Source organism: Nonomuraea sp. NPDC003560 (genome assembly GCF_042878785.1).
In the GTDB taxonomy this organism is placed as follows: domain Bacteria; phylum Actinomycetota; class Actinomycetes; order Streptosporangiales; family Streptosporangiaceae; genus Nonomuraea.
Window position 1 is genome coordinate 148,289 of record NZ_JBIAOF010000018.1, and the last position, 23,048, is coordinate 171,336.

Annotated in this window: 20 protein-coding genes and 1 pseudogene; 11 read left to right on the plus strand and 10 right to left on the minus strand. The window is 73.5% G+C overall.

Features of this window, described 5'->3' with window-relative positions; genetic code table 11:
* Positions 1-17: 17 nt before the first annotated feature.
* The 3 genes and pseudogenes from ACFYUV_RS47180 to ACFYUV_RS47190 form a co-directional block, all read right to left on the minus strand.
* Positions 18-1,235 (minus strand): annotated as a pseudogene (locus ACFYUV_RS47180) (4-hydroxybenzoate 3-monooxygenase); the annotation flags it as partial.
* Positions 1,236-1,277: 42 nt separating this feature from the next.
* Entirely contained in the window at positions 1,278-2,459 is a 1,182-nt protein-coding gene (locus tag ACFYUV_RS47185; protein WP_387681694.1) for a cytochrome P450, read from the minus strand.
* Between the two features lie 13 nt (positions 2,460-2,472).
* Entirely contained in the window at positions 2,473-3,930 is a 1,458-nt protein-coding gene (locus ACFYUV_RS47190) for an MFS transporter (RefSeq protein ID WP_387681696.1), read from the minus strand.
* A gap of 118 nt (positions 3,931-4,048) precedes the next feature.
* Between ACFYUV_RS47190 and ACFYUV_RS47195 the strand changes: the two genes are divergently transcribed.
* Positions 4,049-4,786, plus strand: coding sequence for a TetR/AcrR family transcriptional regulator (locus ACFYUV_RS47195; protein WP_387681699.1), 738 nt, complete (start codon positions 4,049-4,051; stop codon positions 4,784-4,786).
* A gap of 37 nt (positions 4,787-4,823) precedes the next feature.
* Positions 4,824-5,183: an arsenate reductase family protein gene (locus ACFYUV_RS47200; RefSeq protein WP_387681702.1), complete on the plus strand. Its 360-nt coding sequence runs from the start codon at positions 4,824-4,826 to the stop codon at positions 5,181-5,183.
* A gap of 4 nt (positions 5,184-5,187) precedes the next feature.
* Here ACFYUV_RS47200 and ACFYUV_RS47205 read toward each other — a convergent pair whose 3' ends face one another.
* A complete protein-coding gene (locus ACFYUV_RS47205; protein ID WP_387681704.1) occupies positions 5,188-6,042 on the minus strand; it encodes an FRG domain-containing protein in 855 nt (284 codons plus the stop codon).
* 87 nt (positions 6,043-6,129) lie between these two features.
* Here ACFYUV_RS47205 and ACFYUV_RS47210 point away from each other — a divergent pair, with 87 nt between their 5' ends.
* On the plus strand, positions 6,130-7,188 hold the full coding sequence (locus ACFYUV_RS47210; protein WP_387681706.1) for an aldo/keto reductase: 1,059 nt from the start codon (positions 6,130-6,132) through the stop codon (positions 7,186-7,188).
* On the opposite strand, the gene ACFYUV_RS47215 is transcribed toward ACFYUV_RS47210, so the two are convergent.
* Positions 7,185-8,057: a patatin-like phospholipase family protein gene (locus tag ACFYUV_RS47215; protein ID WP_387681709.1), complete on the minus strand. Its 873-nt coding sequence runs from the start codon at positions 8,055-8,057 to the stop codon at positions 7,185-7,187. The genes ACFYUV_RS47210 and ACFYUV_RS47215 overlap by 4 nt on opposite strands.
* Positions 8,058-8,128: 71 nt before the next feature.
* Here ACFYUV_RS47215 and ACFYUV_RS47220 point away from each other — a divergent pair, with 71 nt between their 5' ends.
* Positions 8,129-8,695 carry a hypothetical protein gene (locus ACFYUV_RS47220; protein WP_387681711.1) on the plus strand — a complete coding sequence of 189 codons (567 nt, stop codon included), beginning with the start codon at positions 8,129-8,131 and terminating at the stop codon, positions 8,693-8,695.
* A gap of 128 nt (positions 8,696-8,823) precedes the next feature.
* On the opposite strand, the gene ACFYUV_RS47225 is transcribed toward ACFYUV_RS47220, so the two are convergent.
* Positions 8,824-9,663 (minus strand): NmrA family NAD(P)-binding protein, encoded by an 840-nt coding sequence (locus ACFYUV_RS47225; RefSeq protein WP_387681714.1) that lies wholly within the window; start codon positions 9,661-9,663, stop codon positions 8,824-8,826.
* Positions 9,664-9,930: 267 nt separating this feature from the next.
* Between ACFYUV_RS47225 and ACFYUV_RS47230 the strand changes: the two genes are divergently transcribed.
* From ACFYUV_RS47230 to ACFYUV_RS47245, 4 genes are all read left to right on the plus strand, one after another.
* Complete coding sequence (locus tag ACFYUV_RS47230) at positions 9,931-10,614, plus strand: response regulator transcription factor (RefSeq protein WP_387681717.1); 684 nt, start codon at positions 9,931-9,933, stop codon at positions 10,612-10,614.
* A gap of 88 nt (positions 10,615-10,702) precedes the next feature.
* Entirely contained in the window at positions 10,703-11,302 is a 600-nt protein-coding gene (locus ACFYUV_RS47235) for an NAD(P)H-dependent oxidoreductase (protein ID WP_357983749.1), read from the plus strand.
* 11 nt (positions 11,303-11,313) lie between these two features.
* Positions 11,314-12,315, plus strand: coding sequence for an ATP-binding cassette domain-containing protein (locus tag ACFYUV_RS47240; RefSeq protein WP_387681721.1), 1,002 nt, complete (start codon positions 11,314-11,316; stop codon positions 12,313-12,315).
* The gene (locus ACFYUV_RS47245) at positions 12,312-13,154 is read left to right on the plus strand and encodes an ABC transporter permease (protein ID WP_387681723.1); all 843 of its coding nucleotides are present in this window, start codon (positions 12,312-12,314) and stop codon (positions 13,152-13,154) included. The genes ACFYUV_RS47240 and ACFYUV_RS47245 overlap by 4 nt, the downstream gene beginning before the upstream one ends.
* A gap of 156 nt (positions 13,155-13,310) precedes the next feature.
* Here the strand turns inward: ACFYUV_RS47245 and ACFYUV_RS47250 are convergent, their stop codons facing one another.
* A complete protein-coding gene (locus ACFYUV_RS47250) occupies positions 13,311-16,481 on the minus strand; it encodes an AAA family ATPase (RefSeq protein ID WP_387681726.1) in 3,171 nt (1,056 codons plus the stop codon).
* Between the two features lie 49 nt (positions 16,482-16,530).
* Positions 16,531-17,727 carry a cytochrome P450 gene (locus tag ACFYUV_RS47255; protein WP_387681729.1) on the minus strand — a complete coding sequence of 399 codons (1,197 nt, stop codon included), beginning with the start codon at positions 17,725-17,727 and terminating at the stop codon, positions 16,531-16,533.
* Between the two features lie 141 nt (positions 17,728-17,868).
* Between ACFYUV_RS47255 and ACFYUV_RS47260 the strand changes: the two genes are divergently transcribed.
* The 3 genes from ACFYUV_RS47260 (at position 17,869) to ACFYUV_RS47270 (ending at position 21,234) form a co-directional block, all read left to right on the plus strand.
* On the plus strand, positions 17,869-19,386 hold the full coding sequence (locus ACFYUV_RS47260) for an FAD-dependent monooxygenase (protein WP_387681732.1): 1,518 nt from the start codon (positions 17,869-17,871) through the stop codon (positions 19,384-19,386).
* A gap of 93 nt (positions 19,387-19,479) precedes the next feature.
* The gene (locus ACFYUV_RS47265) at positions 19,480-20,433 is read left to right on the plus strand and encodes an NAD-dependent epimerase/dehydratase family protein (protein ID WP_387681735.1); all 954 of its coding nucleotides are present in this window, start codon (positions 19,480-19,482) and stop codon (positions 20,431-20,433) included.
* 51 nt (positions 20,434-20,484) lie between these two features.
* Positions 20,485-21,234 carry a sulfite exporter TauE/SafE family protein gene (locus ACFYUV_RS47270; protein WP_352360786.1) on the plus strand — a complete coding sequence of 250 codons (750 nt, stop codon included), beginning with the start codon at positions 20,485-20,487 and terminating at the stop codon, positions 21,232-21,234.
* Here ACFYUV_RS47270 and ACFYUV_RS47275 read toward each other — a convergent pair.
* Together ACFYUV_RS47275 and ACFYUV_RS47280 are read right to left on the minus strand one after the other, a co-directional pair.
* Entirely contained in the window at positions 21,231-22,427 is a 1,197-nt protein-coding gene (locus ACFYUV_RS47275; RefSeq protein WP_387681739.1) for an FAD-dependent monooxygenase, read from the minus strand. The two genes, ACFYUV_RS47270 and ACFYUV_RS47275, sit on opposite strands and share 4 nt — an antisense overlap.
* On the minus strand, positions 22,424-23,020 hold the full coding sequence (locus tag ACFYUV_RS47280) for a PadR family transcriptional regulator (RefSeq protein ID WP_387681742.1): 597 nt from the start codon (positions 23,018-23,020) through the stop codon (positions 22,424-22,426). Before ACFYUV_RS47280 ends, ACFYUV_RS47275 begins: the two co-directional genes overlap by 4 nt.
* Positions 23,021-23,048: the final 28 nt, after the last annotated feature.

A 23,048-nucleotide genomic window follows, 5' to 3' on the forward strand; every position in this document is an offset into this window, starting at 1 on the left:
CGGTTCAAGTCAACTCGTCAGCCGCCCGCCATCATGTCGCCGAAGGCGCGGGCCGCCGGGCCCGAGGTGAACAGCCGGTCGAGCCGCGCCCTGGCCAGCCGGCGGCGGAACGGCCCGGCCAGCGTCTCGTCGCCGGCCTCGTGGGTCATCTCCGTCATCCAGCGGGAGAACTCCTGGTGGTGCCACACCCGTTCCAGGCAGGTGGCGGAGTAGGCGGCCAGCGGCTCCTCGTCGCCCTCGCGCAGGGCGGCGCGCAGCGCGCGGGCCAGCACGTCGGCGTCGGCGACCGCCAGGTTCATGCCCTTGCCGCCCATCGGCGTGATGATGTGGGCCGCGTCGCCCACCAGGAAGAGCCGGCCGTAGCGCATCGGGTCGACGACGTGGCTGCGCATCTCGACGAACGCCTTCTCCCCGATCGGGCCGTCCGGCAGGTCGTCGTCGGCCAGGCGCAGCCGCAACTGGGCCCAGATCCGCTCGTCGGGCCAGTCGGCGGCGGTGGCGTCGGGGGTGCACTGGAGGTAGAAGCGGCTGGCCCGCGGGCCGCGCGGGAAGTGGGCGGCGAACCCGTGGGCCGTGATCGCCATCAGCGGGTAGCCCGGCGGCGGGACGTCGGCGAGCACCGTCAGCCAGCCGATGCCGTAGTCGTGGGAGTAGGTGGTGAGGGCGTGCGCGGGCACGCCGGCCCGGCTGACGCCGTGGTGGCCGTCGCAGCCGGCGACGTAGGAGCAGGCGATCTCGTGCGTGACGCCGCCGGCGTCGCGGTAGGCGACCGTCGGCGCGGCCCCCTCGACGCCGCGCGGGGTCACCTCGGCCGCCTCGAACCGCAGGTCGCCGCCGGATTCGAGGAGGCGCGCCAGCAGCCTGCCGACGAGCACCTGCTGCGGCACGAGCCGGCCCGTCCGGCCCTCGGTGATCGCGGGGACGTCGAGGAAGCGCCGCTCGCCGTCGACGCGGAACTCGAACCTGGTCTCCTGCGGCATGCCCGCCAGGACGGTGTCGGCCAGGCCCCACTCCTCGAAGACGCGAGCGCCGTGGTGGTCGAGGATGCCCGCGCGCTGGCGCTGCTCGACGTACGGGCGGCTCTGCCGTTCGAGCACCACGCACTCGACGCCGGCCTGGCGGAGCAGGCTCGCCAGGGTCAGCCCGGCCGGACCGGCTCCGATGACGACGACCTCGGTGTGCTCTCGCCTGCTGGTCTCCCCGGACATGGCGGTCCTTTCGCCTCGGTGACGCGCAGTGGTACCCGGCCAGGATGATCACGATGATAGTCCGTGCGGTCACCACCGCACCGGGAGACTGAGCACCCCGTGGATGTCGGTGCCGGCGCGCACCGGCACCTCCTCGGGCGCGACGGCCAGGCGCAGGCCGGGGAAGCGGGTGACCAGCGCGGGAAGGGCCGTGCGCAGCTCCACCCGGGCGAGCTGCTGGCCGAGACACTGATGGACGCCGTGGCCGAAGGACAGGTGGCCGGTCGCGTCGCGGCGCAGGTCGAGGCGGTCGGGGTCGGCGTACCTGCGGGGGTCGCGGTTGGCGGCCGAGAGGGACACGACGACCGACTCGCCCGCCCGGATCAGCCGGCCGGCCAGCTCGACGTCCTCCAGCGCGGCCCGTACGCCGGTGTGGGCGATGGTGAGGTGGCGCAGCAGCTCCTCCACGGCCTGGGCCGCCCGCTCCGGCTCCGTCCGCAGCACGTCGAGCTGGACGGGGTCGCTGAGCAGCGCGTATGTGCCGAGCGCCAGCATGTTCGCGGTCGTGTCGAGCCCGGCGGCGAGCAGGAAGGTGCCGACGCCGGCCAGCTCCTCGTCGGTGAGGGCGGTGGCGGTCAGGTCGCCGAGCAGGTCGTCGGCGGGCCGGGCGCGCTTGGCCTGGACCAGGCCGTCCATGTACCGCTGGAGCTCGGCGTAGGCGGCCAGCTGCTCCTGCTCGTCGGTGTCCACCCCGGCCAGCGCGGCGGCGTGGTGCTGGAAGGCGTCGCGGTCGGCGTACGGGACGCCCAGCAGCTCGCAGATCATCAGCGCGGGGATGGGCTGGGCGAAGACGCGTACCAGGTCGGCGGGCGGGCCGAGGCGTTCCATGGCGTCCAGGTGGTCGGCGGTGATCTGCCGCACGCGTTCGGTCAGCAGGTTCATCCTGCGGACAGTGAACCTGCCGGTGAGCAGCCTGCGGTAGCGGGTGTGCTCGGGCGCGTCGAGGCCGGTGAGGTCGCCGGGCGGGGCGGCCAGCGGCGGGCCCATCGCGACCGTCGGGTGGTGCAGGAACTCGTAGCGCGAGCTGAACCGCCGGTCCGCCAGCACCGCCCTGACCTCGGCGTGGCCGGTCACCAGCCAGCCGCGGTGGCCGTCGGGGAAGTCCAGCGGGGTGACGGGCGCCTGCTCGCGCAGCTCCGCCAGGCCCGCGGGCGGGTCGAAGGGGCAGCCCGCGGGGCGGGTGACCGGAAGCGTGACGGGGGCGTCGTTCATGAGGATCTTCCTTTCAGTGGGTCGCGGTGAGGGACGGTTCCTGCGCCGGCTTGCGTTCGCCGCGCATCACGACCAGCGCCAGGACGGCGGCGGCGACCACCCCGGCCGCGCTGATCGCGAAGGCGGCCGACATGGCCGAGGTGAACGCCTCGCGGGCCACCTGGGCGAGACCGGCGTCGCCGAGGGCGAGCGCGTCGCCGATCGAGCGCCGGGCCGCCTCGGGCGCGCCCGCCGGCATCCCCCGGGTGTAGGCCCCGGCCAGGACGCTGCCGAGGACGGCCACGCCGAGCGCCGCGCCCGCCTGCTGGATGGTGTCGTTGAGCGCCGAGCCGACGCCGGCGTGCTCGGGCGGGATGGTGCCCATCAGCGCGGCGATGGCCGCGGGCATCGCCAGGCCGCCGCCCGCGCCCATCACGAACAGGGCCGTGCCGGTGAGCAGGATGCCGCTGCCGGAGGAGACCATGGCGAGCAGGCCGAACCCGGCGGCGCAGACGGCCAGCCCGGTGACGATCATCGGACGGTTGCCGAGCCGGGCGCCGAGGCTCGCGCCCAGGCCGTTGAAGAGCAGCGAGGCGACCGCCATCGGCAGGAACGCCAGCCCGGCCGCGGTGGGCGTGTAGCCGAGCACGTACTGCAGGTACTGGGTGAGCACGAGCAGCAGCCCGCCGTTGCCGATCTGGACGAGGGTCAGGGAGAAGCTGCCGCCGCTGAACGTGCGGTCGCGGAACAGGGCGAGCGGGACCATCGGGTGCGGCGTGCGCAGCTCCCAGATCACGAAGCCGGCCAGGGAGAGCACGGTGAGGGCCAGGGCAGGCCAGTTGACGCCGTGCGGCAGCTCGATGATCGTCCACACCAGGGCGGACATGCCGGTCGCCGACAGGATCACGCCCAGCGGGTCGGGCTTGGTCCAGGGGCCCTTCGACTCGGGCATGAGCAGCAGGGAGGCGACGATGGCGAGCAGCGCGACCGGCACGTTGATCAGGAAGACCGCGCCCCACCAGAACCAGGCGATCAGCGCGCCGCCCAGGACCGGGCCGCCGATCATGCCGATCATGGCCACCGCGCTCCAGACGGCCATTGCCTTGCGGCGCTCGGCCTCGTCGAACACGGTGATCAGGATCGACAGCGTGCTCGGCATGATCAGCGCGCCGCCGACGCCCATCGCGGCGCGGGCCGCCACGAGCTGCGCCGGATCGGCGGCGTAGGCCGCCAGCAGGGACGCGCCGCCGAAGAGGGCCAGGCCGATGATCATCACCCGGCGCCGGCCGTAGCGGTCGGACAGGCTGCCCGCGGTCAGCAGCAGGCCGGCGAAGACCAGGATGTAGGAGTCGAGGATCCATTGCAGGTCCTGGGCGTCGGCGCCCAGGTCGGCCGCCAGGGGCGGGACCGCCACCGTCAGCACCATGTTGTCCACGACCAGCACCAATGTGCTGAGGCACAACACCACCAGGATCCACCAGCGGCGGTTCATGGGTTCTCCCCTTCGACTTGCGTACGTCGCTCTCGGAATGCGCACACTGTACGCATACGAAAGAGATGTACGCAAGCAGGTGTTCGCGGATGCGCACACTGTGCGCTAGGCTCGGGTCATGCCAGCATCGCAGCCGCCCGTCCCGTCGGTCTGGGTCCGTCAGCGCCGGCAGCGGGAGCGGCCCGCGCTCAGCCTCGACCGGATCGTGTCCGAGGCCGTCCAGCTGCTCGACGAGGAGGGGCTGGAGGCGCTGAGCATGCGCAGCCTCGGCACCCGGCTCGACGCGGGCGCGACCTCCCTCTACCGCCACGTCGCCAACAAGGACGAGCTGATCGAGCTGGTCGTAGACGAGGTCTACGGCGAGCTGCGCGTGCCGTCCGTGGAGGAGGCGGGCGGCTGGCGTGACGGGCTCGCCGTGTCCGCCCACAGCCTGCGGGCGGTGATCCTGCGCCACCCGTGGATGGCGTCCGTGCTCGGCCAGGTCGGGCTCACCAGCCTGGGGCCCAACGTGATGCGGCGCTCGGAGGAGCTGCTGGCGCTGGCGCACTCGGCCGGGTTCGTCCCCGGCGAGGCCGACCGGGCGGTCAACACCGTGCTGGCGTACGTGATCGGCGTGGCCATCGCCGAGGCGGCGTACCTGTCGACGCTGGCCCGCAGCGGCCGTACCGAGCAGGAGTGGATCGACGCCGTGCGGCCGACCGCCGAGCAGGCGTTCGAGGACCACCCGTGGATGCGGGCGGAGTACGCGGCCAAGGGGTTCGACGACCCCGAGCGCGTCCGGGAGGAGGACTTCCGCTACGGCCTCGACCGGGTGCTCGACGGCCTGCAGGCCCGGCTCGACTCATCGGCCGGCTGACCCGCGCCGGGCGCCCCGGCGTGAGAGCCTCGGCGTCATGGAAATCTGGATCAACCCCGACTGTTCCAAGTGCCGTTCGGCCCTGTCGATCCTCGACGCCGAATCGGCCGACTACAAGGTCCGCCGCTACCTGGAGGACCCGCCGTCGCCGGACGAGCTGCGCGCCGTCCTGGCCCGGCTCGGGCTGGAGCCGTGGGACATCACCCGTGCGGGCGAGCCGGTCGCGGCCGAGCTGGGCCTCGACGCCTGGCCGCGCGACCCGGACGCCCGCGAGCGCTGGATCGCCGCGCTGTCCGCGCACCCGATCCTGATCCAGCGGCCGATCATCACCGCCGACGACGGGCGCGCCGTGATCGGCCGCACCGAGGACGCCGTGCGCGGCACGCTGCCCGGGTGAGCGGTCAGTCGTTCATGCGGCCCTCCTGCTGGCCGAAGCGCTCGGGCCCGGACATGCTGGAGCCGCCGGCCGGCACGTCGACGCTGCCCGGGGAGTAGTAGCGGCGCAGCCACTCGGCCAGCCCGTCGAGGCCGGGCAGCAGCACCCGTTCGGTGATCCCGGCCTGGTCGAGCCGCCGCCGGATCTCGACCTTGACCCCGGCCGGGATCGACCAGCCCCGCCACAGCCCGGGATGCTCGGCCAGCCAGTCGTCGAGCTGGTACCTCGCCCCCGACATCGCCGACAACACCGACGACTGGTTGACCATGCGCTCGTCCAGCGACGGCGGCTCGAAGAAGGCGACGAACGGGCGGTCGCGGCCGAGCGCGTCGAAGCCGGCCAGACCGGCGGCGCGTTCGGCGAGCATCTCGGTGCTGAACAGCAGCGCGCCCTCGCCGTCGAGCACCTCGCGCAGCGGCTCGGGCAGCAGGCGGTGCGCGCCCGCGCAGTCGACGGCCAGCAGCACGGCGTCGTCCCCGGGCCAGGACGCCGTGGCGAAGTGCAGGGCGACCAGCGGGGAGAACGTCCAGTCCAGGAGGCGGGTGGGCAGGCCGTGGTGCTGGCCGAGGGCCAGCCAGTCCCAGACGGAAGGGCCAGGGGCGGCTCTGTGCGCGTATTTCCTAAAATTTCGTATCAAGTGGGTTTCTAGGGTGGCGTAGTCGCCCGCCAGCCGCGCCAGGCTGTGCACGTGCGAGTACGTGTTCTTCGCCAGGCCGCGGAAGACCAGCGTCGAGTGCGCCTGGGCCGGGCCTCCGGCGTGGCCGGCCGCGCTGATCGCGTCGTCCAGCTCGCGCCAGGACGACACCGTCACCATCCCCATCCGCCTCCGGTGCCCCTGGACGCCACTGTCACACCTGCCGCCGAGCCCTTGAGGTGGAGTGGACTCCAGGTCCTAGAGTCGCGGACTATGACAATGCGCTACCGCGTACTCGGCGGCACCGGCATCGAGGTGAGCGTCCACTGCCTTGGGGCGATGATGTTCGGCGCCGTCGGCAACCCCGACCACGACGACTGCGCCCGCATCATCCACGCCGCGCTCGACCAGGGCGTCAACTTCGTGGACACGGCGGACATGTACTCCGCGGGCGAGTCCGAGGAGATCGTCGGCAAGGCTCTGAAGGGCCGCCGCGACGACGTCGTACTGGCCACCAAGGTGCACTTCCGGATGGGCGAGGGCCCGAACCGGTCCGGGAACTCGCGCTTGTGGATCATGAAGGAGGTCGAGCAGAGCCTCCGGCGGCTCGGCACCGACTGGATCGACCTCTACCAGATCCACCGGCCCGACCACACGACCGACATCGAGGAGACGTTGTCGGCGCTGACCGACCTCGTGCGGCAGGGCAAGATCCGCGCGTTCGGCTGCTCGACGTTCCCGGCCGCGGAGATCGTCGAGGCTCACCAGGTGTCGGAGCGGCGGGCGCTGCACCGGTTCAGGACCGAGCAGCCGCCGTACTCGCTGTTCGCCCGCGGCATCGAGAGGGACCTGCTGCCCGTCTGCCGCCGGTACGGCATGGGCGTCCTGACCTGGAGCCCGCTCGCGTCGGGCTTCCTGAGCGGCCGCTACCGCAAGAACGGCGACATCGACCTGACCACCGGCCGGGCCGCGCTGACCCCCCACCGCTTCGACCCGTCGATCCCGGAGAACGCCGCCAAGCTCGACGCCGTCGAGCAGCTGGTCGAGCTCGCGGACGACCTCGGCTGCACGCTCCCCCAGCTCGCCGTGGCCTTCGCCGCCGCGCACCCGGCGGTCACCTCGGTGATCACCGGGCCGCGCACGATGGCGCAGCTCGACGACCTGCTGAAGGGCGCCGCGCTCACCCTCGACGACGCCGCGCTCGACCGGATCGACGAGATCGTCCCGCCGGGCCGTGACATGTACCAGCCGGACGGCGCGTGGCGTCCCGCGTCACTGACCGACCCGGCGCTGCGCCGCCGCCCGCTCGCCGAGCGCGCCGCGGCCGGCTAGACCCACAGGCTGTGGACGACGGCGGCCACCCGCCGGCCCTGCTCGCGGCCGGCGTGGGCCGCCGGTGACCGTACGGCGGGGTCGAGCGGGTTGGCGCCCATGGCCGCGACGGCCCCCTCGTCCGGGCTGACGACCTCGACCGCGGAGCCCTCCTTGCGCAGCAGGGCCACCTCCTGTTCGAGCGACGTCCAGGGAGAGGCGGGGGCGCCGGGCGGCTGGGGCGAGACCACCAGCACCCGTTCGAAGCCCGCCGCCAGGTCGGCGTTGTCGCTGGACCGCACGCCGCCGTCGATGTAGCGGCGGCCCTCGATGGTGACCGGCGGCCAGACCCCGGGCACGGCGCAACTGGCCGTCACCGCGTCCACCAGGCCCACCCCGGACGCCCGGTCGAACAGGCGGGTCTCTCCGGTCGCCGCGTCGAGCGCGACCAGCACGAGCGGGCGCTCCGGCCAGTCGGTCTCGGGCAGCCGCGAGGCCACCGCCGCACGCCGTTCCGGCTCGCCGACCGTGGGGGCCTCCAGCGCCCAGGCGCCGATGCGCCGGTGCAGCTCGTCCCGGTCGTGGGCGCCGGTCAGGATGCCCTGGAGGGCGGCCGCGAAGGAGGCCGCGTCGAACACCGCGGGGATCTCCCTGGCCTGCAGCGCGGGATCGACCTGCCGCTGGAACAGCTCCTCGACGGTGAGCCGGCTGCGGGCCTGGGCGCCGACCGCCGAGCCGGCCGAGGTGCCCACGATCAGGTCGGCGTCCCGTACGTCCACGCCCTCGTCGGACAGCCCGGCCAGCACGCCGGTCGCCCAGGCGATGCCGGCCACGCCGCCGCCCCCGAGCACCAGGGCCCGGCGGCGGTCAGAAGCTTCGATTCGGTCCATGAGCATCATCATTCCTCTATAAGGAACAAAGCGCGCGTTTCATGCGGGCCGTCCGTGTGTATGGTGAGCCTGTGGAACGTACTCATGATTTTGGGTACAACCCCGCCGTCGAGAGCCTGCGACTCATCGATCACGGGCTGCCGAGGTCCCTTCCCGGCAACCTGAGCGGACGCTTCCGCTTCACCCCTGCCTCCCTGTACGTGGGCGACCGGATCGCGGCGACCGCCTTCGCCCGCCTGGACGGCTTCGGCCTGTCCTGGGTGGACGTCTGGCTGCTGTCGTTCCGGCGCGGACGCTGGGCACTGCGCGCCGGCGACAGCATGTCCGCCGCGCGCAGCGACGACCTGCTGGCCCACCGCCAGGGCGTCTCGGTGCTCAAGGAGCACGGGCTGACCGACGAGAACGGGCGGTTCGACACCAACGCGGGTCGCTGGTTCCCCCGGCCGAAACGGTGGGTGGCCTACGGGCTGCTGCGGCTGTCGGCCGAGGTGGAGACGGTCAGGCTGGGCGGGCGGGAGGTCCCGGTGCCGGGACACGGCCTCCAGGCGCTCGCCTGGCGGCTGCAGACCGGCCCGGTGGTCGCCGACCTGCTCGACGACATGGGCGAGACGATCGCGGCGGTGAGCCTGACCGCGTAGGCGCGCCACGACCTCTTGGGCGCACCCTCTCTTGGCGCCCCACCTCTTGGGCGCACCCTCTCTTGGCGCCCCACCTCTTGGGCGCGCCTCCTCTTGGCGCGCCCCCGAGCGTCACAGTGGCGCGGGCTTCAGGCCGCGAGGAAGTCCGGGGCGTGGTCGCGGGCCCAGGAGCGGAACGTGCGCGCGGGTCGGCCCAGCAGCTCCGGCACCGTGCCGGTCACGCGTTCCGGGGTGTGCGTGAACGACTCCCACGCCCTGAGCCGCGCCTCGACGAACGCCGGATCCCCCCAGGCGGCCGTCAGCTGCTCGCGGGCGATCTCCGGCGGCAGGTCCTCCCAGCGCACCTCGCGGCCGATCTCCTCGCCGACGGTCCGCGCCAGCTCCTCCTGAGTGATCGACTCGGGGCCGGTGATCAGGTACTTGGCGCCGTCGTGGCCGGGGGTGGTGAGCACGTGGGCGACGACGTCCGCGATGTCCCGCTCGTGGATCAGCGATCTGGCGGCCTTTCCGTACGGGAGCCGGACCACTCCTTGCCGGATCTGGGCGGCCCAGGCCAGCGTGTTCGTGGCGAAGTCGATGGCCCGGACGAACGTCCACCGCGTCCCGGACGTCCTGATCAGCCGTTCGATCTCCTGGTGGTAGATCGTGGCGGGCTCGCCGTCCGCCAGGTCGGGCACGTCCGCCGACAGGTACACGACGTGCTCGGCCCGTCCGGCCACCGTGGTCACCACCCGGGGGTCCACGGGGATGCCGGGCCACATCAGGTACACCCGGTCGACGCCGCGCAGGGCGGGCTCAAGGCTGCCGGGGTCGGCCAGGTCGCCGCGTACGGGCTCGACGCCGTCCGGGAGCACCACCCGGGCCGGGTCGCGGACCAGCGCCCGCACCTCGTGTCCGGCCTCCGCCAGGGAGGAGACGACATGCCTGCCCACGTTGCCGGTCGCGCCGGTCACCAGAATTCCGCTCATGAAAGGCAGCCTAGAACCTCAACCACAGTCAAGGTCTAGTCATAGAACCTACTCGGCCAAGTGATAAGCCGCACATTCCGGGTAGCGGCAGGAACGGTGATCGCGCTTCAAGGGATGGGAAGGGCTCGGCTGCGGCCGGGCCCTTCCGCTGTTCCCGTGGCCTCCTGCGCGTCAGAAGCGCGTCAGATGCGCGTCACAAGCACGTCCTCATGCGCGTCACAAGCGGTCCTCAGACAAACCTCATGCACGACCGGCATCGTTTCCGGCATGCACCCGACCGGTCCGACCGTGACGCCCGGATCCGCGCGCGACTCGTACGCCGTCCTCGTCGTGGACGAGCGCCCGCTGGGCGCGTCCCTCTCCCGCGCGATGCGCCGCTGGGACGTGCGCAGCCTGGGCGGCGGCGAGGCGGTCAGGGCCGTGCGCGGGTTCCGTCCGGGGGCGATCGTCCTGGACGTCAAGGGCGGCGGCCGCTTCCTGCCCCCGTTGCGGGCCGCGCTGCCCGGCGTGCCGGTCCTCCTCCTGACCGCGCCGGACGCCCTGCCCGACCCGTCGCTCGGACTGCGCGCGGGCGCCGACGACTACGTGATGCGGCCGTTCGGCGTGGACGAGGTCGTGATCAGGCTGCACGGCCTGCTGCGCCGCTCGGCCGACGCCCTGTCCGTCGGCGACCTCACCCTGGACCAGGAGACCCGCGAGGTACGACGGGCCGGCCAGGAGGTCAGGCTCACCCCGACCGAGTTCGAGCTGCTGCGGCTGCTCATGCGCCATCCGGGACGCGCGCTCAGCAAGGCGCACATCCTCGACCGGGTGTGGGCCTACGACTTCGCCGGCCAGGGCAACATCGTCGAGCTGTACATCTCCTACCTGCGCCGCAAGATCGACGCGGACCGCCGTCCGATGATCCACACCCTGCGCGGCGTCGGCTACGTGCTCAGACCGGCCGCCTGACGTCCCGCTAGATCCCGTCTAGCGGACGTCTGGCGGCCGTCTCGCGCCTCCTTGGTGAGAGCCCGGAACGGGCCGAGGGAGGTGGACGATGACGGGCAGGGACGACACCGCCGGCGGGAGCGCCGCACCGCTCCGCCTCGCGGTGATCATCGCGAGCACCCGCGTCGGGCGCATGGGCGAGACGGTGGCGAAGTGGTTCGCCGGCCGCGCCCGCGACCGTCCCGACCTGGCGGTCGACCTCCTCGACCTGGCCGACTACGCCTTCCCCGACCGCTACCCGGAGCGCAGCACCCCCTCGATGCGCCGCTTCACCGCGGCCGTCGGCGAGGCCGACGCCTTCGCCGTCGTCACCCCCGAGTACAACCGCAGCTTCCCGGCCTCGCTCAAGCAGGCCATCGACTACGCCTACGACGAATGGCAGGCCAAGCCGGCCGGTTTCGTCGCCTACGGCTCGGGATCTTCCGGTCTGTACGCGGTCGAGCAGCTCCGTACCGTCTTCTCCGCCTTGCACGTCGTGACGATGCGCGACTGGGTCGGCCTCGACCTGCTGGGGGACGACGTGGCCGGAAGCGGCGAACCGTACGACACCGACGACCGCGCGCGTGCGGTCGCGGCCATGCTCGACCAGCTCACCTGGTGGGGCCGGGCGTTGCGCGACGCCCGGCGCGCCCAGCCGTACTGCTCATGAGAGGAACACCCATGCGAGACCTGGCGATACAGACCTCCGGCCTGGTCAAGGTCTTCGGCGACAACCGCGCCGTGGACGGCCTCGACCTGGAGGTGCCGGCCGGCACCGTCTACGGCGTGCTCGGCCCCAACGGCGCGGGCAAGACCACCGCCGTCCGCATGCTGGCCACGCTGCTGCGGCCGGACGGCGGCGAGGCCACCGTGTTCGGGCACGACGTGGTGCGCGAGGCCGACGCCGTGCGCGGCCGCGTCAGCCTGACCGGCCAGTACGCCTCCGTCGACGAGGACATGACCGGCGCCGAGAACCTGGTCCTGCTCGGCCGCCTGCTCGGCCACCGCAAGCCGGCCGCCCGGGAGCGGGCGACGCAGCTCCTGGAGGCGTTCGGCCTGACGGAGGCCGCGGGACGGCAGGTCAAGACGTACTCGGGCGGCATGCGGCGGCGCATCGACATCGCCGCCAGCATCCTCAACACGCCTGACCTGCTCTTCCTCGACGAGCCGACGACCGGCCTCGACCCGCGCAGCCGCAACCAGGTCTGGGACATCGTCCGCATCGTCGTCGCCCACGGCACCACCGTGCTGCTCACCACCCAGTACCTGGAGGAGGCCGACCGCCTGGCCGGCCGCATCGCGGTCATCGACCACGGCAGGGTCATCGCCGAGGGCACGCCGGGCGAGCTCAAGTCGTCCGTCGGCGCCGGCTCGGTCCACGTGCGGCTGCGCGATCCCGGCACCCGTCCCGAGGCCGAACGGCTGCTGTCCCAGATCCTCGATGCGCCCGTCTACCTGGACGCCGACCCCGTGTCGCTCACCGCCCGCATCACCGGCCACGGCCGCGAGGCCGCCGCCGCCGAGCAGGCCTCGCGCGCGCTCGGCCGCCTGGCCGAGGCCGGGATCGTCGTCGACGACTTCTCCCTCGGCCAGCCCAGCCTGGACGAGGTCTTCCTCGCCCTGACCGACCACCCCGCCACCGAGACCGCCGAGTCCGCGACCGCGCAGGAGGCCGCAGCATGACCGCCACCACCGAGACCGCCACGACCTACTCCCCCGCCGCCGACGTGCTCGGCACCGTCCTGGCCCCCGGGGTGAAGCCGCCCCGGCCGAGCGCGTGGTCGGCGTCGGTCACGTTCGGCTGGCGGGCCATCCTGAAGATCAAGCACGTGCCCGAGCAGCTGTTCGACGTGACCGCGTTCCCGCTCATGATGACGCTGATGTTCACGTACCTGTTCGGCGGCGCCCTGGCCGGCTCCCCGACCGACTACCTGCAGTTCCTGCTGCCCGGCATCATGGTCAGCAGCGTCGTGATGATCACCATGTACACCGGGGTGGAGGTCAACAAGGACATCGAGAAGGGGGTGTTCGACCGCTTCCGCACCCTGCCGATCTGGCGTCCCTCGACCATGGTGGGCTACCTGCTCGGCGACGTCCTGCGCTACACCCTGGCCTCTACGGTCATCCTCGCCGTCGGCCTGGTCCTGGGGTTCCGTCCGCAGGGGGGCGTCACGGGCGTGCTGGCCGGGATCGTGCTGCTGCTCGGCTTCTCCTTCGCCTTCTCGTGGGTGTGGACGATGTTCGGCCTGCTCATGCGGAGCGAGAAGTCGGTGATGGGCGTGAGCATGCTCGTCCTGTTCCCGCTGACCTTCCTCAGCAACGTGTACGTCGACCCGGCCACGATGCCCGGCTGGCTGCAGATCTTCGTCAACGTCAACCCGATCACCCGTCTGGTGGCCGCCGTCCGCTCGCTGATGGCCGGCACCCCGGACATGGGCGAACTGACCTGGGTGCTGATCGCGTCCGTCCTCCTCATCGCAATCTTCGGCACCCTGACCATGCGCCTCTACAACCGCAAATAACCGGCAACCGCACGGACCGGGCGCGTAGGGCAGGCATCCCCTGCCCTGCGCGCCCGATTCGTGCTGCGCCGGCAAGGGCGGTTCGGGCGGTGCGGTGAGGCGCGCCTGGTCCACGAGACCCTCCTCGCTCCTGCGATAGACGGCCACACCATCCGGTCAGAGGTGCCAGGTGATGGGGGTGGTGGGCTGGTAGCGGCAGGTGGCGCCGGTGGAGATGGTGGCGCGGAGGTGGGTGGCGAGTTCGGGGTGGGTCTGGGTGAGTTTGCGGAGGGTGTCGCGGATTCTGGCGGTCACCGTCTTGCGGGCCCGTTCGGCTTCGTCGCCCAGACGGCGGGAGCGGCCGCCCAGCCCGGCGGCCGTGCGGAGCTCCTCCAGCAGGGCAGCCCTTTCGCGGTCGTACTCGGCCGCCCGGTCGTCGTCGCCACGGCCGGTGGCCCGGTCGATCTCGTCGTCGAGGACGGACAGGCGGCGGCGGTAGTCGGCCTTGGCCTCCTCGTCGAGCACGGCGTCGCCGCCCATCGCGCGGGCGGCCAGCACGACGTCGCCGCCCTCCGGGGCGAGCAGGGCCACGGCGGGGATGTCGGCGCCGGGGTGGCCGAGCAGGTGATGCAGGTCGCGCAGGCCCTTGGCGTCGGGCATGTGGGCCAGCCGCCCGGCGAACCGGAGGGCCCAGACCTCGCCGTCCTTGCGGAAGTGGCCCGTGGCCGGCTCGGGGCCCTCGTCGCGTGCGGGGGCCTGCGGGGGCGCGGGCTCGGCGGCGGCGCTCTCCTGCGGCGGGAGGGTGTCGAGGACGTGGTGCATGCCGAGCTCGGCCGCCTCGCGCCGGACCGCCGCCAGCACGGGACCGGCCCCGACGGTGTCGCCGCCGGCCAGGAGGGCTTCGGCCAGGCGGGCACGGGCCAGGACCGACCACGGGCGGGCCCGCATCCGGTCGGCCGACCGGTACGCCCGCGCGAACCCCTCGGCCGCCTCCGCCCACCGCCCCTCGGCCAGGTCGAGCACGGCGATCCACAGGTCGTAGGGGCCGCTGATGTCCCAGCCGTAGTAGGACACCGCCCACCGCCCCCGGTGCGGCAGCAACGCGGCCCGCGCCCCGGCGGCGAGCTCGCGGTCGTGGGTGGCGGCGGCCAGCTCCGCCTGGAAACGCAGCCACAGCGGCTCGGCCATGCGCCCCACCCGCGCGCCGGCCGCGTGGTGGCGCAGCGCGGTGCCGACGTCGCCGGCCTGCAGGGCGGTCAGCGCCTCCAGCAGGCCGCGGTCGGGGTGGCGGCCCGCCCTGAGCCTGCGCAGGACGTCTTCCTGCTCCTCCACCCTGCCCTGGAGCCAGCGGATCGCCCAGCGGTGGTGGTCGAGCATGACGTCGAAGTCGTGGTCCTTGCCGTCGAGGGACAGCCCCGTCATCAGCGACTCGGCCTCGGCGAAGCGGCCGGCGAGCGCGGCGACGATGCTGGCGTCGACGGACGTGGTGAGGTTGAGGTGGGCGTCGTCGGTGCTGCGGCCCTTGGCCGCGTAGTCGTGGAAGCGGTCGAGGTAGCGGGGGTCGCCCTCCTCGATCATGGCCACCCAGCGCAGGGCGCCGGCGAAGTGTTCGAGCTCGCGGTCGGAGGTGCGCCGGGCGATGTCGAGCAGCTCGCCGGTCAGGGCCACCCGCTCGCCCGCCGTGCCGGGGCCCCAGATGATGTCGTGGTGGGCCCACAGGCTGAAGGCCAGGACGTCGTCGTCGCCGCCCTGGCGGGCCTGGGCGGTGAGGTGGAGGACCAGGTCGAGGGCCAGGCGGTCGTCGGGGGCCGGCTCGCCGACGAGCGCGGCGTGGGCCCGGCGCAGCCGGTCGAGGGAGTCGTCGTGGCCGTAGTGGGAGCGGAAGACCAGCGCGACGCGGGCGGTCAGCTCGGGGTCGCCGAGATCGGCGGCGACGGCGCCGGCCTCCTCGAACAGCCGGCGGCCCGCGTCACGCTCGCCGCGGTGGTGCAGCTCGCGGCCGAGGTCGAGGCAGATCAGCACGCGCCGGCGGGGCGCGGCGGCGGCGCTCAGCTCGTGGGCGCGGCGCAGGTGGCCGAGCTCCTCCTCGCCGGCGAGCCGGCTGCGGGCGGCACGGGCGGCGGCCTGGAGCAGGTCGATCGCGCGCTCGGGGTCGACGCGGTCGCCGGCGAGGTAGGCGTGCCGGGCCAGGTCGCTCGGCAGCATACGGCGGGCCAGGTCGGGGGCGCCGTCGAGGGCGCGCACCACGGCGGCGTGCAGGTCGCGCACGTCGGGGACGGCGTCGTAGAGGGTCTCGCGGACGAGGTCGTGGGCGAAGGCGAACCGGCCGCCGCCCTTGGTCACCACCAGCCTGGCGATCACGGCGGTGTCGAGGAGACGGTCGACGTGCGCGACGGGGGCGGCCACGGTGGCGGCCAGCACCTGGCGGTGGAACTCGCGCCCGAGCACGGCCGCGGCGGGCAGCAGCTCCGACACCGGACGCGGCAGCAGGGACAGCCGGCGCAGCAGCGCGTCGCGGACGCCGGGCGCCACGGCCGTGGCCGAGCCGCCACTGCGCCACAACCGGGCCGTCTGCTCGACGAAGAACGGGTTTCCGCCCGTGCGCACGTGGACCTCGGCGACCAGGTCGGCGGGCGGGTCGAGCCCGGCGGTGCGGGCCATGAGGGCGCCCACCCCGGCCTGGTCGAGGCCGGTGAGCGTGATGGTGGTGGCCTTGGCGACGAGCGGCGACAGCAGGTCGCGCAGCGGGTGGTCGACCGGCTCGACCTCGGCGTCGCGGTAGGTGCCGACGAGGAGCAGGCGCTCGAACCAGGTCTGGCGGGCCGCGAACTCAAGGAGCCGCAGCGAGGCCGGGTCGGCCGCGTGGAGGTCGTCGATGACGATCACGAGCGGGTGGTGCTGCGAGAGCGACACCAGGGCGGTGGTGACCGCGTCGTAGATCTGGAACGCCGAGGCGGGGTCGGCGTCGGCGGCGGTGACCTCCAGGTGTGGCTGGGCGAGCGCCGCCGCCTCGCCGAGCAGGGCGGCCAGGCTGCCGCCGGCCGACTGCTCGGCCTCGGCCCACTCGTGGGGGGCGGCCGAGCGGCGCAGGGCGCGGATGACCTGGACCCAGGGCCAGTAGCCGGGGGCGCTGCCGGAATCCCAGCAGGCGCCGCCGACCACGAGCGCGCCCCTGCGCCTGGCCTCGGCGGCGGCGCTGGTGACGAGCGTGGTCTTGCCGATGCCGGCCTCGCCGGTGACGAGGACCAGGCCGCCGTGGCTGTCGACCACCCGCGCGACCTCGGCGCGCAGCAGCGCGGCGGGGTGGTCCCTGCCGATCAGCTCGTGTGGCCTGGCTTCGGTTGGCATGACACCCGCACGTTATCCGCCGCCGCCGACAAAATCCGCGTGCGCGCCGCTACCAGGCGACCTCCAGCTCGGTCAGGCCGTAGACGACGTTGAAGGAGCGGAACTCCGGCGTGGAATCGGTCGGGCGCAGGCCGGGGAAACGCTCGAAGAGCGCGGGGAAGGCGATCTTCATCTCCATGCGGGCGAGCGGCGCGCCCAGGCAGTGGTGGACGCCGTGGCCGAAGGCGACGTGGCCGGGGGCGCCGCGGGTGATGTCGAGGGTGTCGGGGTCGGCGATGAAGCCGGGGTCGCGGTTGGCGGCGGGCAGCGAGCACATGATCATCTCCCCCGCGCCGATGGTCCGCCCGGCCAGCTCGACCTCCCTGGACGTGATCTTGATCGTCCCGGAGTGGACGATGCTGAGCCAGCGCAGCAGCTCCTCGACCGTCGCGTCGATGCGCTCGGGCTCCTTGCGCAGGAGTTCGAGCTGCCCGGGGTTGCGCAGCAGGGCGAGCGTGCCGAGCGAGAGCATGTTGGAGGTGGTCTCGTGCCCGGCGAGCAGCAGCAGGTTGCCGATGCCGACGAGCTCGCTGGTGGTCAGGTCGTCGCCGTGCTCGCGGATGAGCATGCCGAGCAGGTCCTCGCCCGGCTCGGTGCGCATGCGGGTGACCAGTTCGCGCATGTACGCCCGCGACTCGAAGTTGGCCGCCACCCGCTGCTCGACCGGCAGCGACAGGTCCAGCATGCGGCCGGACCGCCGCTGGAAGTCGGCGCGGTCCTCGTACGGCACGCCCAGCAGCTCGCAGATCACCAGCGACGGGATCGGCAGCGCGAACGACGACACCAGGTCGGCCGGGGAGCCCGCGGCCTCCATGGCGTCGAGGTGCTCGTGCACGATGTCCCTGATGCGGGGCTCCAGCCGCTTCATCCGGCGGATCGTGAACTCGGGCGTCAGCATCCGGCGCAGCCGGGTGTGCTCGGGCGGGTCCTGGCCCAGCAGGTTGCCCGCGCGCAGCTCGGCGAGCTGCTCCTCGGTCAGCTCGGGCGCTCCGGGCATGCGGGCGGAGCCCTGCCTGGCGAGCCTGAACCGGTCGGCGTCGCCCAGGACCTCGCGGACGTCGGCGTACCGGGTCACCACCCACGCCTCCAGGCCGAGGAGGGTGTCGATGCGCTTGATCCGTTCCTGGTCGCGCACCTCGCCCAGCTCGGGGGCCGGATCGAACTCCACCCGCCGCATGTGCAGCGGCACCGCCGAGGACTCAGTCATGGAACGACCGTAACAAGTCCGACGGCCGTCCTCTAGATCGTTTCCGATCGGTGATCCGGCCAGGGTTTCGGCCCGAGCTTGACGTGGGACGCGCGGCGCTTGGAGTATGCCGATGATCACCATGACGAATGGGAGCAAGGCGTGCGCCAGACCGACATACCGGTACTGATCGCCGGAGGCGGGCCCGTCGGGCTGGCGACGGCCGTGGAGCTGGCCCATCACGGCGTGCGCAGCATGGTCGTCGAGCCGCGTGAGAGCGTGTCGTGGCTGCGTCCGCGCGCCAAGACCACGTCGGCCCGGTCGATGGAGCTGCTGCGCAGGTGGGGGCTGGCCGAGACAGTGCGCGCCCGCGCGCCGCTCGCGGTCTCCTGGTCGGACGAGGCGGTCTTCACGACCGGCCTGCTCGGCCGCGAGATCACCAGGATCGGCGGCTGCTTCGGCCTCGACCTGACCGGCTCCGACCTGGCCGCCGAGCCGGGCCAGCAGGTGCCGCAGCCGATCGTCGAGGAGGTGCTGCGCGAGGCCGCCGGTGACGCGCTGCTCACCGGCTGGCGGGTGACCGGCCTGCGCGAGGACGCCGACGGCGTCACCGCCGACCTGGCCGCCGCGGACGGCGAAACCCGCCAGGTGCGCGCCGCGTACGTCGTCGGCTGCGACGGCGCCCGCAGCGTGACGCGCCCGGCCATCGGCGCCCGCTACGAGGGCCGCCAGGACGCCAGGCCCAACTTCAACGTCGTCTTCCGCGCGCCCGGCCTGGCCGAACGGGTGCCCCACGGCCCCGCCGTGCACTACTGGGTGCTGAACCCGGCCCAGCCCGGCATGCTCGGCCGGCTCGACCTGGAGGACCTGTGGTGGTGCATCGCCCAGGGCGTCCCGGCGGAGGGGACCGACCCGGTGCGCCTGGTCCGCAACCTGGTCGGGGCCGACGTCGAGGTCGAGATCCTGGCCACCGACCCGTGGACCGCGCGCATGCTGCTGGCCGACCGGTACGCCGGCGAGCGGGTGTTCCTGGCGGGCGACGCCGCGCACCAGAACCCGCCCTACGGCGGCCACGGCTTCAACACCGGCCTCGGGGACGCCGTCAACCTCGGCTGGAAGCTGGCCGCCGTCCTGAACGGATGGGCGCCCACGACCCTGCTGAACAGCTACGAGGCCGAGCGCCGGCCGGTCGCGGCGGCCACGATCGAGGCCGCCGCCGCCAACATGGCCACGCTCGCGCCCGAACTGGCCGATCCCGCGCTGATGGGCTCGGACGCCGACTTCGAGCGGGTGCGTCCGGCCGTCGCGGAGGCGGTGCGGCGGACCAAGGACAGCGAGTTCCACAGCCTGGACCTGGTGCTGGGGTACACGTACGCGGGGTCGCCGGTGGTGGCCGGCGGGTGCGGCGAGCGGCTGCCGCACCGGTGGCTCGCTCCGGGCGAGTCACTCTACGACCGGCTCGGGCCCGGGTTCAGCCTGGTGGGCGACCTGTCGTCGCCGGAGGCCAAGGTGCTGGTGGAGCGGGCGGCCGAGCTGGGCGTGCCGCTGCGGGAGGTGGACCTGCCGGACGCGGCCGGCACACTGGCCCTGGTCCGCCCCGACCAGCACGTGGCCTGGCGCCCGACGCCGGGCCAGGACGCGGCCCACGCGCTGGACCTGGCGATCGGGCGCTCCGCCTGATCCGCCCCCTGAACCTGGCGATCGGGCGGCCTGCCTGATCGCCTCCGGGCCCGGCGATCGGGGGTCCGGTTCGAGCCGGTCTAGGGTGGGTGCATGCGCGTAGTGGTGATCGGGGCGAGTGGGCACATCGGCACCTATCTGGTCCCGCGCCTGGTGGACGCGGGCCACGACGTGGTCGCGGTGAGCCGGGGCAAGCGGGAGCCGTACACGCCGCACGGCGCGTGGGAGCGGGTCGCCACCGTGGTCGCCGACCGGGAGGCCGAGGAGGCCGCGGGCACGTTCGGGCGGCGGATCGCCGAGCTGGAGGCCGACGTGGTCATCGACCTCATCTGCTTCACCGAGGCGAGCGCCCGCCATCTGGCCGGGGCGCTGGCCGGCCGGGTCCGGCAGTTCCTGCACTGCGGCACGATCTGGGTGCACGGCCCGAGCACCCGCGTCCCGACGACAGAAGACCGCCCGAAGCGCCCCATCGGCGAGTACGGCCGGCAGAAGGCCGCGATCGAGGCGTACCTGCTCGACCTGGCCGCGCGGGAGGGGTTCCCGGCCACGGTCGTCCATCCCGGGCACATCACCGGCCCGGGCTGGATCCCGGTCAACCCGGCCGGCAACCTCGACCCGGCCGTGTTCCAGGCGCTGGCCGACGGTGCGGAGGTGCGGCTGCCCAACCTGGGCATGGAGACCGTGCAGCACGTCCACGCCGACGACGTCGCCCGGCTGTTCGTGGACGCCATGAACAACCCGGCCGCCGCCAGGGGCGAGAGCTTCCACTCGGTGGCCGTGACCGCGCTGACGCTGCGCGGCTACGCCGAGGCGGTGGCGGGCTGGTCCGGCCGGGAGGCGCGGCTGTCGTACCTGCCGTGGGAGCAGTGGCGGGAGACCGTGCCGGAGCACCACGCCCGCGTCACCCACGACCACATCGCGCACAGCCCTCACTGCAGCATGGAGAAGGCCGGACGGCTGCTCGGCCACCGCCCCCGGCACACCTCGCTGGAGGCGGTCGCGGAGGCGGTCGACTGGCTGGTCCGGGCGGGCACCCTCACCCGCTGACCCCCACCTGACCAGCGAGCGCACCAGGGCCACGCACTAGAGTCACCCGCCATGACACCTTGGGAGATGGCCGCGGTCTTCGCGGCGGGCGTCGGAGCGGGAGGCATCAACGCCGTCGTCGGCTCCGGGTCGCTGATCACGTTCCCGACGCTGCTGGCCGTCGGCCTGCCGCCGGTCACCGCCAACGTCTCGAACAACATCGGCCTGGTGCCCGGCGGCGTGACCGGCGTCCTCGGCTACCGCGCCGAGCTCAAGGGTCAGCGCGGCCGCCTGCTCCGGCTGGCCTCGGCCTCCGCGCTGGGCTCGCTGATCGGCGGGCTGCTGCTGCTCAACCTGCCGGAGCGCACGTTCACGGCGGTCGTGACGGTGCTGATCGGGTTGTCCTGCGTGCTGGTGCTGGCCCAGCCCAGGATCAGCCGGCTGCTGGCCAGCCGTCCGCGGCAGGCGCACGGCGGGCCCTGGTTGTGGCTGGGCGTGCTGGCCGCCGGGGCGTACGGCGGCTACTTCGGCGCGGCGCAGGGCGTGCTGCTCATCGGGCTGCTCGGCATCTTCCTCGACGAGGAGCTGCAGCGCGTCAACGCCGCCAAGAACGTGTTGTCGCTCGTGGTCAACGCCACGGCCGCCGTCCTGTACACGCTGGTGGCCGACGTCGACTGGTGGGCCGTGCTGCTCGTCGCGCTGGGCTCGACGGTCGGCGGGTTCCTGGGGGCGCGGGTGGGACGCAGGCTGCCCGCGCCGGTGTTGCGCGGTGCGGTCGTCTGCATCGGGGTGGTGGCGATCGTCAAGCTGCTGACCGCTTAGGCGGTCACCGGCTCGTCCCAGTCGAGGTGGTGGCGCTGCTCGGGGCCGAGGGCGCGTTCGGGGGCCAGGAACGTCCGGGTGGCCAGCGGCATCATCAGCCGCAGCATCGTGACGGCGAAGGGCCCGAGGGTCTTGCTGCTGTTCGTCCGGGAGGCGCGGGCGGCGACCCGCTCGACGCGGTCGCGGCGCAGCCGTACGTAGGCGTCGAACGCGGCGGGCACGGCGGGCAGGTCGCGCAGGCAGCGGGCGAGCTGGACGGCGCTCTCGGCGGCCAGCGACGCCCCCTGCCCCGAGCTGGGCGAGGGCGCGTGCACCGAGTCGCCCACCAGCACCATCCTGCCGCGGTGCCAGTGCGGGACGCTCGGCATGATCTCCACCGTGCCGAGCGCCACCAGGTTCTCGGGGGACGTGTGCCGCACCAGCTCCTCCCCCGGCTCCTCGCCCGCGAAGAGCTCGCCCAGGCGGCGCAGCCACTCCCCGGCCGGCACCCGGCGCGCCTGCGCGGAGGTCGTCGGCTCGGCGTGCGGCACGTTGCAGAACCAGGCCGTGCGCCCGTCGGGCTGCACCCAGTAGCCGAGGAACGCCCGCCGCCCGAACACGAAGCAGGACGCCTGCTCCCCGGCCGGCACGGCGACGTCGGCCAGGCCGCCGAAGTTCAGCAGGGGCACGTGGCGCGGCCCCGGCGCGGCCGGGTCGATCAGGGACCGGACCACGGAACGGATGCCGTCGGCCCCGACCAGGATGTCGGCGCTCGCGCTGCCGCCGTCGGCGAAGCGCGCGGTGACGCCGCCGGGGTGCTCCTCGACGCCGACCAGGCGGCGGCCGTACTCCGTGCGGATGCCGGCGGCCAGGGCCCGGTCGCGGACCGCGCCGTAGAGCTGCGAGCGCCACATCGCCTGGCTGGGCGGCAGGTCGGGCAGGCCGGCCAGCTCGCCCATGCGCCTGCCCGCGCCGTCGCGGACGATCGTGTGCGCCACCGGCCGGCCGACCGCCCGGACGGCCTCCTCCGCGCCGACGGCCCGCAGCGCCGCGAGCCCGTTCGGGGCGATCGTGAGCGTGCCGCCGACGCCCTCCGCTCCCCGGTCGTACGCCTCGTACAGGGTCGCCTCGATCCCCGCGCGGCGCAGCGCCATCGCGGTGACGGGGCCGGCGATGCCCCCGCCGATCACCAATGCCGTGCTCACTGCTGTCATTGCCGACTCCCGAACATCTCGTGCCAGGTCCTGGCGTAGTCAGGTGCGCTGAGGGACTCGATGAGGCGGGCGACGAAGGCCAGCTCGGCGTCGAGCACCGCGAGGCGGTAGTCGTCCTCCACGAGGAACACCCAGGCCACGCCGCCCGTGCGGGCGGCCTCGGCGGTCCGGGCGAGCTCGGCCCGCTGGGCGGTCATCGCCGCCGCGCGCCGCTCCAGCAGCCCGACGGCCTCGGCCGGGTCGAGCACGCTGATCAGCGACAACGCGACGCCGAAGTGCGGATAGTCCTCCTGCGGCGTCGAGACCAGCTCGCGCAGCCAGTCGTAGAGCTCCGCGCGGCCCTCGCCGGTGAGCTCGTAGAGCGTGCGCTCGGGCCGCTCGGTGTCGCGGACGGTCTCCCGCTCGACGATGAACCCCGCCTTGGCGAGCTGCTTGACGACCATGTAGAGCGAGCCGCGGTTGTACTTGAAGCTCTTGTCCTTGTCGGTCTCCTGCAGACGGCGGCCCAGCTCGTACGGATGCATAGGCTCGACCAGCAGGAACGCCAGCACCGCCAGCGCGAGCGGGTTGGCCACCTTGCGGCGCTTCTCCATCGGAGTCCCCTTTAGTTGATATCAACTA